A 15,436-nucleotide genomic window follows, 5' to 3' on the forward strand; every position below is an offset into this window, starting at 1 on the left:
TGCTCGCGAAGGAGGCTGGACGATGAGTACCACCACCGCGCCCACGGGCGCTCCCGTCACCGCGGTCGAGCTGGCGATCGGCGGCATGACCTGCGCCTCGTGCGCCAACCGGATCGAGCGCAAGCTCAACAAGCTCGACGGCGTGACCGCGACCGTCAACTACGCCACCGAGAAGGCGAAGGTCGAGGCACCGGAGGGTGTCGACCCGGCCACCCTGATCGCCCAGGTCGAGGCGGCCGGCTACACCGCGGCGCTGCCCCGTCCCGCCGCCGCTCCCGACGCCGGCGGTGACGGCGGTGTCGAGGACACCGAGGACGACGCCACCCGGCCGCTGCGCAACCGGCTGATCACCAGCGCGGTTCTCGCGGTACCGGTCGTCGCGCTCGCGATGATCCCGGCGCTGCAGTTCACCTACTGGCAGTGGATCTCCCTCACCCTGGCCGCTCCCGTGGTCACCTGGGCCGCCTGGCCGTTCCACCGGGCCGCGTGGGCCAACCTGCGCCACGGCGCCGCCACGATGGACACCCTCATCTCGATGGGCGTGATCGCCGCCTTCGCCTGGTCGCTCTACGCGCTGCTGTTCGGCACGGCGGGAGTGCCCGGCATGACACACCCCTTCGAGCTGACCATCGCACCCAGCGACGGCGCCGCGAACATCTACCTGGAGGTCGCCGCCGGCGTCACCACCTTCATCCTCGCCGGTCGCTACTTCGAGGCGCGGTCCAAGCGCCGCGCCGGGGCGGCCCTGCGCGCCCTGCTGGAGCTGGGCGCGAAGGACGTCGCCGTGCTACGGGACGGCGACGAGGTCCGCATCCCCACCGATCAGCTCGCCGTGGGCGACCGCTTCGTCGTGCGCCCCGGCGAGAAGATCGCCACGGACGGTGTGGTCGACGAAGGCACGTCGGCCGTGGACGCCTCGATGCTGACCGGCGAGTCGGTGCCGGTCGAGGTCGGGCCGGGGGACGCGGTGGTCGGGGCCACCGTCAACGCGGGTGGCCGGCTGGTCGTGCGCGCCACCCGGATCGGTGCCGACACCCAGCTCGCGCAGATGGCCAAGCTCGTCGAGGACGCCCAGACCGGCAAGGCCGCCGTGCAGCGGCTCGCCGACCGGATCTCCGGGGTGTTCGTGCCGATCGTCATCGCGCTCGCTGCCGGCACGCTCGGGTTCTGGCTGGGCACCGGGGCCGGGGCCGCCGCAGCGTTCACCGCCGCGGTCGCGGTGCTGATCATCGCCTGCCCCTGCGCGCTGGGCCTCGCGACGCCGACGGCGCTGCTGGTCGGCACCGGGCGGGGTGCCCAGCTGGGCATCCTGATCAAGGGTCCGGAGGTGCTGGAGTCCACCCGGCGCGTCGACACGGTCGTGCTGGACAAGACCGGCACCGTTACGACCGGCCAGATGAGCCTCGTCGGCGTGCACGTGACGGACGGCACCGACGAGGACGAGGTCCTGCGGCTCGCCGGCGCCCTCGAGAACGCCTCCGAGCACCCGATCGCCGCGGCGATCAGCCGCGGAGCTCGCACCCGCCTCGGGTCTCTCCCCGCCGTCGAGGAGTTCTCCAACCTCGAAGGGCTCGGCGTGCAGGGTGTCGTCGACGGGCACGCCGTTCTCGTCGGGCGTTCGGCGCTGCTGGAGCAATGGAGCCAGCCGATCTCCGGTGACCTCGCCGGGGCCAAGGAGCGGGCCGAGGCCGAGGGCCGCACCGCGATCGCCGTCGCATGGGACGGCGCGGCGCGAGCGGTGCTCGTGGTCGCGGACACCGTGAAGCCCACCTCCGCCCGAGCCATCGCTCAGCTGCGTGCGCTCGGGCTCACCCCGGTGCTGCTCACGGGCGACAACACCGCGGCAGCGCACGCCGTCGCCGCCGAGGTGGGCATCCACGAGGTCGTGGCGGAGGTGCTGCCGGCCGACAAGGTCGACGTCGTCAAGCGGCTCCAGGGCGAGGGGAAGATCGTCGCGATGGTGGGCGACGGGGTCAACGACGCCGCCGCGCTCGCCCAGGCCGACCTCGGTCTGGCCATGGGCACCGGCACCGACGTCGCGATCGAGGCCAGCGACATCACCCTGGTCCGCGGCGACCTGCGGGCGGCGGCCGACGCCATCCGGCTCTCCCGCCGCACGCTCGCCACGATCAAGGGCAACCTGTTCTGGGCGTTCGCCTACAACGTCGCGGCACTGCCCCTGGCCGCGACCGGGCTGCTCAACCCGATGCTCGCCGGCGCGGCGATGGCGTTCAGCTCGGTGTTCGTCGTGGCCAACAGCCTGCGCCTGCGCCGGTTCCGGTCCCGGGCCGACGAGCAGCCTGCCGCTGTCGCAACGGCCGAGCACCGCCCGCAGCGGGAGTCACTCGCAACCGCCCGCTGAGCTCGGTGAGCCACGGAGGCGACGCCGACCCGGCTGACCGGGTCGGCGTCGCTGCGGCATCATGGGGGGCAGTGGACATCCGGACCATCGTGACGAAAGGCTCCGCCGTCGGCGTGGTCCGACTCGTCCTGCTCACCCTCGCCGCGGCCGGATTCCTGGCCATGCACGGCATCGCGGCCACTGACCCCGTCGCCGGACACCTCAGCCCGATGGACGCGCCACTGACGGCGTCTCACGGTGCGCCGGCGGTGGCCCACGCTCACGACGACCGAGCTGCAGCGACGACCGCGTCGGCACCGCTGCCGGGGCACGGCAGCCACGAGCACGACGACATGGCCGCCTGCCTCTTCGTGCTGCTCACCGTCATCGCGGGCGTGATGATGTACGCGCTCGGCATCCCCGTCCGCAGAACGACACCGGTCGCGCAAGCATCCGACCGGCAAGGTCGAGGCCCCCCGCGGCCGCCGCCCAGACCTGTATTCCTCACCCTCTGCGTGTTCCGGCTGTAGAAGCGCGCCCGGCACCGGCCGGGCAGCTGCGCCTATCACCGATCCTCCCGCAGAGGGGAACACCCATGCCCACCATCCGCACGACGACCCGTGCCGCCCTGACCAGCGGCGCCCTCGCCCTGTCCCTGTCACTGGCCCTGACAGCTTGCGGCGAGAGCGCCCCGCCCGCCGCCACGACCTCCGCCGCAGGCGCACCGACCACCTCAGCACCGGCAGCCGCCAGCGAGGAACACAACGACGCCGACATCCGCTTCGCCCAGATGATGATCCCGCACCACCGCCAGGCCATCGAGATGGCGCAGATCGCCGCCGAACGCGCCGACAACCCGGAGGTCAAGGCCCTCGCCGAGCAGATCCGCTCGGCGCAGGACCCCGAGATCGAGACCATGACCGGCTTCCTGGAGACATGGGGTGCGGAGGTTCCCGCCGAAGGCGGCATGACCGGCATGGACCACTCCGGCATGGACCACTCCGGCACGGGCGAGATGTCCGGGATGAGCGGCATGATGACGCCCGAACAGATGGACCAGCTGCGGAGCGCCACCGGCGCCGACTTCGACACGATGTTCCTCGAGATGATGATCGTCCACCACCAGGGCGCGGTGACGGACGCCGAGCGTGAGCTGGCCGAGGGCGTCAACCCGCAGGCGAAGGAACTGGCGGCGCAGATCATCGATGCCCAGACCGCCGAGATCGTGCAGATGAGCCAGCTGCTGCCGGCCTCCTGAGCCGAGCGTCGACAGAGCCGGCGGTCGGGGAGCGGTGATCGTTTCCCCGACCGTTCCGGCGCGTCCACGAGGGGCACCCGCATGTGCGGTGTCCGCACTTCTCGTCATCATCGCAACGCTCGCCGTCGGGGCCCTTCCGTTCCCGGGCCCGTCCGACGTCGGGCATCATCTCGAGAGGTTGACCGTGGCACGGCACCATGCCCACCGTGGCCGCCGCCCGCACCCGTTGGACCGGGCGCGCCCTCACACGGCCGAACCCGTCGAACGGCAGCGATCCGCTCGCCTGCACGTGCTCAGCGGAGCCGCCGCGGCCACCGCCGTCGCTACAGTCGGCGCGCTCATCGTCGAATCGCCGGTCGAGTCGACGCCGACCACTCCTGACAACTGGCTGACCGTGGGCGGTGCGGCCGACGAGCAGTCGCTACCGGGGATCGAAGCGCTGCGGGCGAGCGTCGAGCCGGTCGTCGCGGATCCGGATGTCGTCGACGCCGCCGCCCTCATCAAAGCGGCCGGCCTGGCCGAGGTCCGCGCCGAGCAGGAGGCAGCGGCCAGGGAGACCGCACGATGCCGCTCCGATGTGGCGGAGTTCGGCCCCGTCAAGCCCTGGGTGGCTCGAGCCGGCGGCCTCCTCCGCTGCGAGTTCGACATCGCCACCGTCGGCGGCGTCGCCCAGCGCGCCAGCGCGTCGGACCATCCCCGGGGCCTCGCCGTGGATTTCAAGACCGACCGCGCGACCGGCGACGCGCTCGCGCAGTGCGCCGTGGACAACATGAGGGCGTACTCGATCAAGTACGTGATCTGGAGACAACGCATCAACCACGGCAACGGCTGGGAGCCCATGGAGGACCGTGGCTCAGCCACCGCGAATCATGTGGGCCACGTCCACGTCTCGTTCCACGCCCGCACCGGCAGCGCAACCCTGCCCTCCTGCTGATCGCACCAGCTCGGTCAGCCCTGCGTGGGACCGGTGAACGCGGCTTGCAGGGTCGCGTCGATGACGCACGGTGCGTCACCGGCCGTCAGGCGGCCCGCCGCGATCTCGTCCGCCGCGCCGTGCATCACCATGTGGGTCGTGGCGAGCAGCCAGCTCAGTGGGAGATCGGTGCGGAACACGCCCTCTCGCTGCCCCCGTTCCAGCAGACCACGGACGCGGGCTTCGGCCTTCTGGTGCAGTTCGCGAATGCGGCCCCGGGGTAGCTCCTCCTGCGCCGCGGCGAGCAGCGCACGAGACTGATCGACGAGCACCCAGCTCGAGGCGACCAGGCGGCTGAACGCCTGGCGCACGTCTCCGTCCAAATCCACACCCTGCAAGACGGCCTCGCCATGATCGAGGCGGTCGACGAGTGCGGCCTCGATCAGCTCGGATCGTGTCCGGAAGTGGCCGTAGAGAGTCATCCGGCCCACTCCGGCCTCGGCGGCGATCTGCGCAACCGACGCGTCGGGATCTTTCCGCAGCGCATCCACGGTGGCCAGCAGGATCGCCGCCCGGTTCCGCTGCGCGTCGGCCCGCACGTTCGCCGCCTTGCGCCCGCCTGCGGGAGGACGTCGAGCGCCGCCGTTGGCCGCACCGGCATTCATCGCTGCACCACACCTCACAACTCGTACGGGAATGCTTGAGTTAGTGTAGCGGTTACATCTCGTACCTACCTGCTTGACTTACACCGGAGGAGGAGCCGTGAGCAGCTACCCCAGACGCTGGCAGACGCTGGCGTTGCTCGGGATCGCGCAGTTCATGTTGATCCTGGATGTGACCGTGGTGGCGATCTCGCTGCCACTGATGGGCACCGACCTGGGCCTTGACCGACAGACGGTGACCTGGGTGGTCAGCGCCTACACGCTCACCTTCGGCGGCCTGATGCTGCTGGGCGGGCGGATCGCCGACATGATCGGTCCGAAGACGATGGTGCTGCTCGGCCTGGCCGTCTTCACCGTCGCATCCCTGATCACCGGAGCGGCCCAGGACGGCGCCATGGTGCTCGCCGGCCGGGTCGGCCAGGGCCTCGGCGCGGCCATGCTGTCACCGTCGGCGCTGTCGGCCGTGGTGCGGATGTTCGACGGCGACGAGAGGAACAAGGCCCTCGGAATCTGGTCCGCACTCGGCGGCGGCGGCGCCGCAGTCGGCGTGCTCGTCGGCGGCCTGCTCGCGGCCGGTCCCGGCTGGCCTTGGGTCTTCTACATCAACGTGCCGGTCGGCGTGATCATTTTCATTGTCCTGACCCGCCTGTTGCCGACGCTCCGGCCGGTTGGACGCGATCAGCGGCGCGGCGCGGATGTGCTCGGGGCCCTGCTGGTGACCGCGGCGACCGGGTCGGTGATCTACGCGATGATCGACGCCGGGGAGGCCGGATGGCTCGCACCGCAGACGCTGCTCACCTTCGGGATCGGCATCGGGCTCTACCTGATGTTCGCCTGGCGGCAGCGGGTGGCGGCGGCGCCGTTGATGAGCCTCGAGCTGCTGTTCCGGCGCCCGATCGTGGCGGGCACCTTCCTGATCGCCATCGCGACCGCGCTGATGGTGGCGGTGTTCTTCCTCGGCTCGTTCTACCTGCAGAACCACGCTGGGCTCGGACCTCTGGTCACCGGGCTCATGTTCCTCCCGGTGGCGATCGCCACCATGATCGGCGCTCAGCTCGGCGGTCGGGTCATCGGCAGGTCCGGCGGGCAGGGCCTGGCCATCATCGGCCTCGTCATCGCCGCAGCAGGCCTCACGATCCCTGCGGTCTGGCCCACCACCGTCGGCGTGGTCCTGGGCGTCAGCGTCGCGTCGGCCGGGATCGGCACCCTGTTCGTGGTCGCTTCCGCCACCGCACTCGGGGAGGTCGCCCCACACGAGGCCGGTATCGCCTCAGGGATCATCTCCACCTTTCACGAGTTCGGGGCCTCCATCGGCGCCGCGGTGATCTCCAGCATCGCAGCGGCCAGCCTCGCCACCCGGGCCGAGGGCGGCTACGTCACCGCGTTCATCGTCGCCGCCGTCGCCGCGGTGCTCTCGGCGCTCATCGCCGGCGCGCTGATTCCCGGGCGACGCCAGGCGTCGATGACCCAGCCCGTTCACTGACGTCCATCCAGGGGCCGGCGACCGGTCGCGCGGGAGGGGGCCGCGGACCGGTCGCCGGCTGGTGCGCGCTACCGAACGCGCACCCGCGCGGCTGCCCACGGGGGCAGCCGAAGTCCGGCGCTGCGGACATCACAGCTCCGCATGCCCGTGAGCCCGGTCGGCAGGACGCTGAACGCGCCGGCCATGGTCATGACGGGCCGGCCGGGGCGACCGGCTTCACCAGGACGAAGTAGGCGTAGCGCTCGTCCAGCTCGTCCCGGGGAACCAGTTCGACGTACCGCGGCTCGAACCCGCACCGCGCGGCCAGCTCCCAGAAGGTGTGGATGGGATAGGTGGTCGTGTTGCCCGGGCTGAACCGGTAGGACAGCCGACGCGGGCGGGTCCGCCACGACCCGGTGTCGTACTTGATCTGGACGAGCGCCAGTCCACCTGGGGCGAGGGTGTCGTGTGCGATGCGCAGGAGGCGCTCACCATAGGCGGGGTTCGGGATGAGCTCGAAGACGTAGACGCACAGGAACACATCGCAGCGACCCTCGATCTGGCGCAGCGCCGACTCGGGATCCCGCACGTCCACGAGCACCGGCCGGAACGGCGTATCGCACCGAGCGGCGACCTGGCGGGCGCATTCCTCCAGGCTGTCGACCGACACGTCGACGCCGACGAACTCCCGGGCCAGCGGCGCGATCTGCACCGCGTTCGCGCCACCGCCGCAGCCCCATTCCACGACCCTCTCCAGGTCCGGCCCGGCATCCAGCGTCCTGGCCGCCCGGCGCAACATGCCGAGATGGCGCAGGCCGATCTGCGTCCACAGCTCGCCTTCGGCGAACCTGCTGGTACTTCGCCAGTGCGAGCCACGTCCCTGGTGGGACTCCGTCCAGTAGCGCTGCGCCTCCTCCTCGAGCGCCGCGTCCGACCGACGGACACCGACGGTCTGCAGTGCTCGGAGCACGCCTCCGTAGGCTGTCGTTCGCACGGCATCTACCCAGGTAGTTCGCTTCGCCACGCGGCTCACCCGGCCGACGACGAGAAGGCACGGTGCTCGGCGTGCCAGGCAACGGTGTGCTCGATCCCGGTCCGCAGCCCCGTCTTGGCTTTCCACCCGAGGTGCCGGGATGCCGGCGTGGGGTCGCTGACCAGATCGCGGTCACCGATCCGGTCCGGCAACGCACCGAAGACCGGCACTGCGCTGGTGCCGGTCGCCTCGACGATCAGCGATACGGCCCAGCGGATCGACACCGAGACACCGGACCCGACGTCCAGCACCCGCCCGAGCGCCGCCGGAACGGTCGCCGCCGCCAGCACGGCATCGACAACGTCATCGACGTAGACCCAATCGATCCGGCGACATCCGCTGCTCAACTGCGGGCCGACGCCCCGCAGCAGGCTGTCGACGACGTAAGGCACCAGCCGATGCCGGTGGGGATCGTCAGGCCCGTACACCATCGCGAGCCGGAGCACGACCACCGGGAGGTCCGAGAGATCACGGAACAGGGCGGCGAAGGCGGACGCGGCGACCTTCGAGGCCGCGTAGGGCGATCCTCCGGCGGTATCGGCGCCGATGTCCCCGTGCTCCTCCAGGGAGCCGGCGAGGACGACCCGGCAGCCAGGAACCGTTGCCGCAGCGTTCATCACGTTGACTGCGCTGAGCAGATTGTCGTTGATCATCGGCAGCACCAGCTCGAGACTGCGAGTACCCTGAGCACGGCTCGCGAGATGGATGATCACATCGGGGCGGACCTGGCGGACGACGTCCGCGGTCCGTTCAGCATCGGAGAGGTCCAGCTGCCACCACCGAACGCCACGTTGCTCCACTGGTGCGGCGCGAGTGGTGGCGTGGATCAACGCACCCTCCATGAGCAGGCGGCGGACAAGATGCCGGCCGATGAAGCCGCGAGCACCGGTGACCAGCACGGTGGCTCGTCGCAGCCGATGATCGGATGACAGCTCCGATGCGCCGGCTGACGGGTCGGCGCAGGTCTCGGTGGTTCCCTGGAAAGTCATTGTCGTCGTCCCTGTGAACAGGACGCACGCAAGAAGCACGACGTGGCGGGCACGCGGTGCACGGCGTGCGCAGGGCGAGTGGGGACTCCCCCGCGCACGTGCGCACGGCGACGTCATCGGCCGTTCAGCGAGGAGGAGGTGTCAGGCGAACGACGGGCGGGGCGGACCTCGCCGCGCCGCCTGGATACTCCATCCACACCAGTGCAACATCGATCCGTGAGGCCGGACGCACAGGCAAGCCGGTGAACGCACAAGCGCTGGCGGCGGGGGTCCGGAGACGAGCAACCGCACCGGCCGGCGCAACGCCGTCAGGAGTAGCTGAGCGATGCGTCCGCTGGTCGCGACCGCGATGACGACGGCGGCGGACACGGCGAGCTGCATCGCGGCCCCTGGGCCGTCCGCCACGACGATGTGGAGCAACCCGCCCGAGACGTGGTGCGTCGCGCTCGAGTCGAGCTTCGCCGTCGCATGCAGTGCCGGCTGCGCCACGACGGCGCCCGACACGACCGAGAGAAGACCCTCACGGCGCCCGCCGAGCCACAGGCGCAGGCCCGCCACGACGAGCACCACCAACGCTAGTACGAGAGTGTGCGTCGGGTGCTCGCCGGCGAGCACATCGAACAGGACCGCGACGACGACCGTCACCGTCGCACCGACCACGAGCGACAGCCGGCTGTCGAAATCGCTGAGCATCCCGGCGCGGCGCGGAGCACGAGACGAATCGGCCATGCGCCTCGCCTCCTCGCTCCCGTCGCTGAGCACACCTTGTCGACCAGCGAGTGTGCACGCCCAGCGCTGTGAGGACGCTGAACGGCGCCGCCGCGGACGGACTCCCGTAGGTTCCGGCTCTCGGAGTGGGGCCGATGCCGCCTGACGATCCACGTTGCGCGAGTCGTCCACACACTGCCTCGTTCACGCCGCCACGGAGTCGAGGTGAAACCTCGCCCTACCGCAAGGGCGCCCGAGCACTCTCGTTTCCACAGAACGTCCCGCCGCAGTCCGTGGCCATGCCGCTTCGCGCTGACGTCATGCCCCATGAACCCCCGCCAGTCGCGAGGGTGCAACATAGAGGTGTTCGAGTCCCCCTCGGACACAGAAGTACCCCACGAAGTCCAGGTCTTCGCGGGAGCGCCGGCCGGAGTATGCGTCCTCAGCCGCGTCCCGCGAGGTTCCATCCATCTGGACCGTAGACAACCACCAGGGCGTTCGACCGCAGATGGCCGACGGGCTCCAGCGGCGGCACAACGCCCACCTCGACGCCACGCCGCTCGAGGGGATGCGCGTGGCGAGCCTGCCCAGCATCTCGTCCTCACGGACGTAGAGGTTGCGGGCCGCATCCACCGGACGTGACATCGCACTGTTGAAACCATGGGGGCAGCGATACCCGGGCCGACCATGCACCCAGTGCTCGGTTCGGATCACCGCGGAAGTTGCCCCAGTGGTAGTCGTTCGCGAAGCTCGTGGTCGTCATCCTCGCCCGGGTCGACAGCGACCGCACCTCGGCCTGCTCGTCGTCGCCCAGCGGCCGGTCGATCGCCAGAAAATCGTAGTGCTGGTACTCACTCACTACCCATCCACTCAATCGGCGGAAGTAAAGGGTTCTGCCCGGAAACTCGAGTCGTCTCCCATGTGGAAGAACAAGTGCCCTTCGATCGCCCCGTCATCGACAAGAGCCGCCCAGCCACGACCGCCGACCTGATCGCCCTCGTCGACTCCGCTCCAGGTGAACTCGACACCGATACGGCCGTCCCGCTCGACCGGGCGGCAGTCCAGCCAACCGCGGACGGCGATGAAACCGAACTCACCGGTCCCGTCCGCGGCGAACTCGACGAAGCCGGGTTCAACCAGATCGATTGCGTCGCGATCCCACCCGTTCATCTGCACGATCCGCCACCGACCGGTCAAGCGCATCACAGGCTTCGGAACACCCCTTGGCATGCGAGGTCAGGCCCGGAGGGCGGCGACAGATTCGACCAGGCCGTCGCGGTCGAGCCTGCCGAGAACGATGAGCGGCTCGTAGCCGAGCACCAGACAGTCCCGCACGGCCCGGAGCATCAGCTGCCGGGTGCGCGCCAGGGCAGCAGGGTCGAGGTCGGGTCGATTCTGGTAGATGTCAGTGAACACCTCATCGAGGATCTGGTTAGTCCATTTAGCCTGGACCAGCCCGGCCTGAGAGATTCGGATCAGTAAATCACGCAGCGTGTTCGGATACAGCACGTTAGCGTCGTAGACCACGACGAACGCCACTGGCCTACCCCAGACCCATGTCCTGGGTAAGGGCGGTCAGCTCATCCGCGGCCTCGCGGCGTTGCTGGTCATCCCGGCGTCGGTACTCCAGTAGCGACGCCGCCTGAACTCGCCGATGCTTGCCGACTCTGCGGTAGGTGATCTCCCCCGCTTCGAGCAGACCGATCAGGAACGGGCGGGACACACTGAGTAGGTCGGCGGCCTGCTGGGTGGTCAGCTCAGCATGAGCGGGCACCACCGACACCCCCCGGCCTGCTGCCATGTGCGCCAGGATCCGCGCCAGCAACTCGACCGCAGCCCGGGGCACAGTCAGCGCCTCTTCGCCGTGCTCGTCGTCGACAACCAGACGCACCGCATCCTGATCTGGATGGCGAGCCAGGTAGTCCCTGACCTGCGGCAACACCTCCACCGCCGCCCTCACATCGTCTCGGTCAGGCTGCATCTGATCAAGTGCGATCGTCACTGTCACCACCTCCACGCGCCGGCCCCGTACTCGCATTATCCGCAACAGTCGAAGCAGACGCAACGCGAGCGAAGCGGCGCCGCGGCGTGTCAGGAGCGCCGAGAGCGGCCGGGGTGGATGACGTGCAGGTCCGCCAGCATCACGAGGATCGTGGCGTTGCTGCCCACGTCGCCCGAACGTCCTGGGCCACGGCTCACCTGACTGCCCGTGCCACCAGTCGCCGCCCTGGAGACGGGCGGCGCGGGCAGGCTGCGGATCGCCGCAGCTCCCCGGCGTGTCAGACATCTCCCCCTGGCGCCCACCGCGAAGACGGTGTACTGCATACAATCACAGCGAGTTGAGGTCGCAGTGCAACGAAGCCAACGGCACATCTTGGGAGGACTCGACCATGACAGACACGGTCGCGGAGGCCGCGGAAGCGCGAGGCGGTGACGAGCCCGCCCTGACGGACGGGATCCACCTGGTCGTCGACGCGCTGAAGCTGAACAGGGTCGAGACGATCTACGGTGTCGTTGGCATCCCCATCACGGACCTGGCGCGCCTGGCCCAGGCGTCCGGGATCCGCTACATCGGCTTCCGGCACGAGAGCGACGCGGCGCACGCCGCCGCGGCGGCCGGGTTCCTGACGCAGAGGGCGGGCATCTGCCTGACCGTCTCCGCGCCGGGCTTCCTCAATGGCCTGGTCGGTCTCGCGAACGCCACCACCAACTGCTTCCCGATGGTGCAGATCTCCGGCTCCAGCGAGCGGCACATCGTGGACCTGCAGCGCGGTGACTACGAGGAGATGGACCAGCTCTCGGTCGCCAGGCAGCTCTGCAAGGCGGCGTATCGGGTATCGCGGGCCGAGGACATCGGACGGGGCATCGCGCGGGCGATCCGCACGGCGGTGAGCGGCCGGCCCGGTGGGGTGTACCTGGACATCCCGGCGGCGGTGCTGGGTGAGGTCATCGACAAGGACAAGGGCGCGAAGTCCCTCTGGGAGGTCGTGGACCCGGCGCCGAAGCAGATCCCCGACGCCGCGGCCGTCGACCGGGCCATCGAGCTGCTGGCAGGGGCGCAGCGCCCGCTGATCGTGCTCGGGAAGGGAGCGGCGTACGCGCGGGCCGACGACGCGGTCCGCCAGTTCGTGGAGTCGAGCGGGATCCCGTACGTCCCCATGTCGATGGCCAAGGGGCTGCTGCCGGACGATCATCCGCAGTCGGTGGCCACCGCGCGGTCGCTGGCATTGAAGCAGGCCGACGTCGTGCTGCTGGTCGGGGCGCGACTGAACTGGCTGCTGGGGCACGGGGACGCGCCGCAGTGGAACCCGGACGCGAAGTTCATCCAGGTCGACATCGCGGCGAACGAGATGGACTCCAATCAGCCGATCGCCGCCCCGCTGGTCGGCGACATCGGCTCGGTGATGGACGCGCTGGTGGAGCGGACGAAGCCCGGGCAGATCGCGGCGCCCTCCGGGTGGCGGGATGCGCTGGCCGAGAAGTCCGCGGCGAACGTGGCGAAGATGGCCAAGCGGCTGGAGGCGGCGAAGACCGCGGAGCCGATGAAGTTCCTGGGCGCGCTCCAGGCCATCCGCGACGTGTACGCCGAGCACCCGGACGTGTACCTCGTGAACGAGGGCGCCAACGCCCTCGACCTCACGCGCAACACCATCCCGATGTCCGTACCGCGGCACCGGCTGGACTCCGGTACCTGGGGCGTGATGGGCATCGGCATGGGTTACGCCATCGCGGCCGCTGTGGAGACCGGGCAGCCGGTGATCGCCATCGAGGGCGACTCGGCCTTCGGTTTCTCCGCCATGGAGGCCGAGGTCATCGCCCGCTACGACCTGCCGGTGATCACACTGGTGCTCAACAACAGCGGCGTGTACCGCGGTGACGAGGCGTCCCCGTCGGGCGACCCGGCGCCGACGTACCTGAGTGCGCGGCACGACGTCCTCATGCAGGCGTTCGGCGGCACGGGCTACCAGGCCACGACCCCCGACCAGGTCAGCGAGATGCTGCGGAAGGCGCTCGCGGAGGGCAAGCCCGCTCTGATCGACTGCATCATCGACCCGGCGGACGGCTCCGAGTCCGGCAACATCGGCCACCTCAACCCGAAGGGCCTCACCGGGAAGAAGTGAGCCCCGTCTGACCAGCGGCACCGGACTGCTATCAGTCCGGTGCCGCTGTCTGTTCGCGCCGACGGTGGTGTGCCGTCCTGCGGACACGATGACCTGCAGCTCGTAGGGGGTACCGTCATGCCACCTGGTCGCCGTCCTGCCACCACAGGCCGGGCGTTCCGTCGAACCGGCGTGGTGTGTCATCGAGCCAGTTCACGGCCACGGCGGACAGCCAGTTGTGGGGCTGTGCGAGCCACTGCTCCCGTACTCCATTCCCGGACGTGCGAGGTCGGACGAGGTGGCGCTCAGCGGGCGGCGGTCGGCCGTGCCCAGACCGCGAACAGCACCAGTGCGAGCAGCGGGAAGGCGGTGGCGACGGTGAGCGCGGTGGAGATGCCGATCGCCGTGCCGGACCCGGCGGCGGTGCCGGCGAACACGGTCGACAGGACCGCGAGCCCCGCGGCCCCGCCCAGCTGTTGCATCGCCTGGTTCAGGCTGGAGGCGGCCCCGACGTGCTCGCGCGGCGCGCTGTGCATGATCACCGCGGTGAGCGGGGCGATCGTGAGACCTGCGCCCAGACCCAGCAGCAGGAACGGGCCGAACAACCCGTCGAGGTAGCCGCTGTCGGGCGTCAGGCGCGACATCCACACCAGGCCGGCCAGGAGACCGACCATGCCGGCGGCCCCGACCACGCGTTCCCCGTAGCGGGTCACCAACCTGCTGACCGTCAGGTTGGTGGTCAGCAGGCCTACCGTGAACGGCAGCACCGACAGACCGGTCTGCAGCGGGCTGAACCCCAGGACGCCCTGGGTGTAGAGCGCGGCGAAGTAGAGGAACCCGAACTGGCCCGCCGGGATCAGCATCATCGCCAGCAGCGGAGCGGCGCCGGACATGCTCGTGAAGAACGTCAGCGGCACCACCGGCGCCCCGTGACGCCGCTCGGTCAGCACCAGCGCCACCAGGCCGGCTCCGGCCACCACGAACGACGCGATCACCGGCGCGCTCGCCCAGCCCTGTTCGGCGGCCGACGTCAGGCCGTGGACCAGCGCCAGCATGCCGATCGTGGAGAACACCGCCCCACCGACGTCGAGTCGCCCCCGGTGGCGGTCGGTCTCGGGGATCAGCGCGCGGACGCCGAAGAACACCAACGCTCCGATCGGAACGTTGACGAACATCACCCACTCCCACCCGAGGCCGGAGGTCAGCGCACCGCCCAGGGACAGCCCGAGACCGGCACCGAGCCCGATCGACAGGACGAACAGCGACATCGCCCTCGCCCGCTGCACCCCCGGCTGCGTGATCGCCATCAGCAGCACCAGCGTGCTGGGTGCCGCGAGGGCCGCGCCGACGCCCTGCAGGACACGTGCCGCGATCAGCATCCCCGGTGTGAGGGCCAGCCCGCCGAGGGCGGACGCGGCGACGAAGACGGAGATCCCGACCAGCAGCGCCCGCCGGGAGCCGATGATCGCGCCCACCCGGCCGCTCAGCAGGACCAGCCCGCCGAACGCCAGCGCGTAGGACGTCACCACCCACGACAGGCCCGCCGCGGAGAAGCCGAGCTCGTCCCGGATCACGGGCAGGGCGACGTTCACCACGCTGTTGTCGATCACCAGCGTCACCTGCATCAGGGTCAGCACCAGCACCGATGCGTAGTGCCGTCGCGGCGGGCCGAGCGCAGACGGGTCGGTCGCGCGGGCAGTCGGTTGCACCATGTCGATCTCACTCCTCGCGGCACCGGACGTCCGCCGGGCTCGTGGAAGCTCAAACCGATCGCTGCCTGACCTGATGCAAAACTTGCCGAACCGCAAAGGCTGCCCTGGGATCAGCTCGCGTGCGGGACGCGGGTGTCGAACTCTGCGGCCTCACCGGCGTCCAGCAGGAAGTCCTCCGCCGGCCGACCGATTGACCGGCCGATGTGGCAGGGGCCGCGGCGTCTCAGACTCGGCGCGTGAGCCACTCCGCACGAGGTC

15 protein-coding genes are annotated in these 15,436 nt (G+C 70.2%); 6 read left to right on the top strand and 9 right to left on the bottom strand.

Annotation, left to right across the window (positions count from 1 at the left end; translation table 11 throughout):
* Positions 1-22: 22 nt before the first annotated feature.
* From FB558_RS28205 to FB558_RS44825, 4 genes are all read left to right on the top strand, one after another.
* Positions 23-2,362 carry a heavy metal translocating P-type ATPase gene (locus tag FB558_RS28205; protein ID WP_142058443.1) on the top strand — a complete coding sequence of 780 codons (2,340 nt, stop codon included), beginning with the start codon at positions 23-25 and terminating at the stop codon, positions 2,360-2,362.
* 71 nt (positions 2,363-2,433) lie between these two features.
* The gene (locus FB558_RS28210) at positions 2,434-2,871 is read left to right on the top strand and encodes a hypothetical protein (RefSeq protein WP_142058445.1); all 438 of its coding nucleotides are present in this window, start codon (positions 2,434-2,436) and stop codon (positions 2,869-2,871) included.
* 65 nt (positions 2,872-2,936) lie between these two features.
* Positions 2,937-3,599: a DUF305 domain-containing protein gene (locus FB558_RS28215; protein ID WP_142058446.1), complete on the top strand. Its 663-nt coding sequence runs from the start codon at positions 2,937-2,939 to the stop codon at positions 3,597-3,599.
* A gap of 226 nt (positions 3,600-3,825) precedes the next feature.
* A complete protein-coding gene (locus tag FB558_RS44825; protein ID WP_246106793.1) occupies positions 3,826-4,533 on the top strand; it encodes a VldE C-terminal domain-containing protein in 708 nt (235 codons plus the stop codon).
* Positions 4,534-4,547: 14 nt separating this feature from the next.
* Here the strand turns inward: FB558_RS44825 and FB558_RS28225 are convergent, their stop codons facing one another.
* Positions 4,548-5,177 (bottom strand): TetR/AcrR family transcriptional regulator, encoded by a 630-nt coding sequence (locus FB558_RS28225; RefSeq protein ID WP_142058447.1) that lies wholly within the window; start codon positions 5,175-5,177, stop codon positions 4,548-4,550.
* Positions 5,178-5,274: 97 nt separating this feature from the next.
* Between FB558_RS28225 and FB558_RS28230 the strand changes: the two genes are divergently transcribed.
* Complete coding sequence (locus FB558_RS28230; protein ID WP_246106794.1) at positions 5,275-6,657, top strand: MFS transporter; 1,383 nt, start codon at positions 5,275-5,277, stop codon at positions 6,655-6,657.
* 187 nt (positions 6,658-6,844) lie between these two features.
* Here the strand turns inward: FB558_RS28230 and FB558_RS28235 are convergent, their stop codons facing one another.
* The 7 genes from FB558_RS28235 to FB558_RS28265 form a co-directional block, all read right to left on the bottom strand.
* On the bottom strand, positions 6,845-7,606 hold the full coding sequence (locus FB558_RS28235) for a class I SAM-dependent methyltransferase (RefSeq protein WP_246106795.1): 762 nt from the start codon (positions 7,604-7,606) through the stop codon (positions 6,845-6,847).
* Between the two features lie 59 nt (positions 7,607-7,665).
* On the bottom strand, positions 7,666-8,658 hold the full coding sequence (locus FB558_RS28240; protein WP_170231561.1) for an NAD-dependent epimerase/dehydratase family protein: 993 nt from the start codon (positions 8,656-8,658) through the stop codon (positions 7,666-7,668).
* A 141-nt stretch (positions 8,659-8,799) separates the two neighbouring features.
* Positions 8,800-9,387 carry a hypothetical protein gene (locus tag FB558_RS28245; RefSeq protein ID WP_142058451.1) on the bottom strand — a complete coding sequence of 196 codons (588 nt, stop codon included), beginning with the start codon at positions 9,385-9,387 and terminating at the stop codon, positions 8,800-8,802.
* Between the two features lie 580 nt (positions 9,388-9,967).
* A complete protein-coding gene (locus FB558_RS28250; protein ID WP_142058453.1) occupies positions 9,968-10,225 on the bottom strand; it encodes a hypothetical protein in 258 nt (85 codons plus the stop codon).
* Between the two features lie 11 nt (positions 10,226-10,236).
* Positions 10,237-10,536 (bottom strand): hypothetical protein, encoded by a 300-nt coding sequence (locus FB558_RS28255; protein ID WP_142059214.1) that lies wholly within the window; start codon positions 10,534-10,536, stop codon positions 10,237-10,239.
* 66 nt (positions 10,537-10,602) lie between these two features.
* Positions 10,603-10,905 carry a hypothetical protein gene (locus tag FB558_RS28260; protein ID WP_246106796.1) on the bottom strand — a complete coding sequence of 101 codons (303 nt, stop codon included), beginning with the start codon at positions 10,903-10,905 and terminating at the stop codon, positions 10,603-10,605.
* Positions 10,906-10,909: 4 nt separating this feature from the next.
* Positions 10,910-11,368, bottom strand: a complete 459-nt coding sequence (locus FB558_RS28265; protein ID WP_246106797.1) for a helix-turn-helix domain-containing protein — start codon at positions 11,366-11,368, stop codon at positions 10,910-10,912.
* 388 nt (positions 11,369-11,756) lie between these two features.
* On the opposite strand from FB558_RS28265, the gene oxc reads away from it, so the two are divergent.
* Positions 11,757-13,487 (top strand): oxalyl-CoA decarboxylase, encoded by a 1,731-nt coding sequence (gene oxc / locus FB558_RS28270; protein WP_142058455.1) that lies wholly within the window; start codon positions 11,757-11,759, stop codon positions 13,485-13,487.
* A 284-nt stretch (positions 13,488-13,771) separates the two neighbouring features.
* Here oxc and FB558_RS28275 read toward each other — a convergent pair whose 3' ends face one another.
* Complete coding sequence (locus FB558_RS28275; protein ID WP_142058457.1) at positions 13,772-15,178, bottom strand: MFS transporter; 1,407 nt, start codon at positions 15,176-15,178, stop codon at positions 13,772-13,774.
* Positions 15,179-15,436 lie beyond the last annotated feature (258 nt).

Origin of the sequence: Pseudonocardia kunmingensis, assembly GCF_006716445.1 — a bacterium.
In the GTDB taxonomy this organism is placed as follows: domain Bacteria; phylum Actinomycetota; class Actinomycetes; order Mycobacteriales; family Pseudonocardiaceae; genus Pseudonocardia; species Pseudonocardia kunmingensis.

Coding starts and splice junctions, on each gene's coding strand:
- FB558_RS28275 (WP_142058457.1), bottom strand. CDS start 15,178: ATGGTGCAACCGACTGCCCGCGCGACCGACCCGTCTGCGCTCGGCCCG.
- FB558_RS28215 (WP_142058446.1), top strand. CDS start 2,937: ATGCCCACCATCCGCACGACGACCCGTGCCGCCCTGACCAGCGGCGCC.
- FB558_RS28255 (WP_142059214.1), bottom strand. CDS start 10,536: ATGAACGGGTGGGATCGCGACGCAATCGATCTGGTTGAACCCGGCTTC.
- FB558_RS28240 (WP_170231561.1), bottom strand. CDS start 8,658: ATGACTTTCCAGGGAACCACCGAGACCTGCGCCGACCCGTCAGCCGGC.
- FB558_RS28245 (WP_142058451.1), bottom strand. CDS start 9,387: ATGGCCGATTCGTCTCGTGCTCCGCGCCGCGCCGGGATGCTCAGCGAT.
- oxc (WP_142058455.1), top strand. CDS start 11,757: ATGACAGACACGGTCGCGGAGGCCGCGGAAGCGCGAGGCGGTGACGAG.
- FB558_RS28205 (WP_142058443.1), top strand. CDS start 23: ATGAGTACCACCACCGCGCCCACGGGCGCTCCCGTCACCGCGGTCGAG.
- FB558_RS28225 (WP_142058447.1), bottom strand. CDS start 5,177: ATGAATGCCGGTGCGGCCAACGGCGGCGCTCGACGTCCTCCCGCAGGC.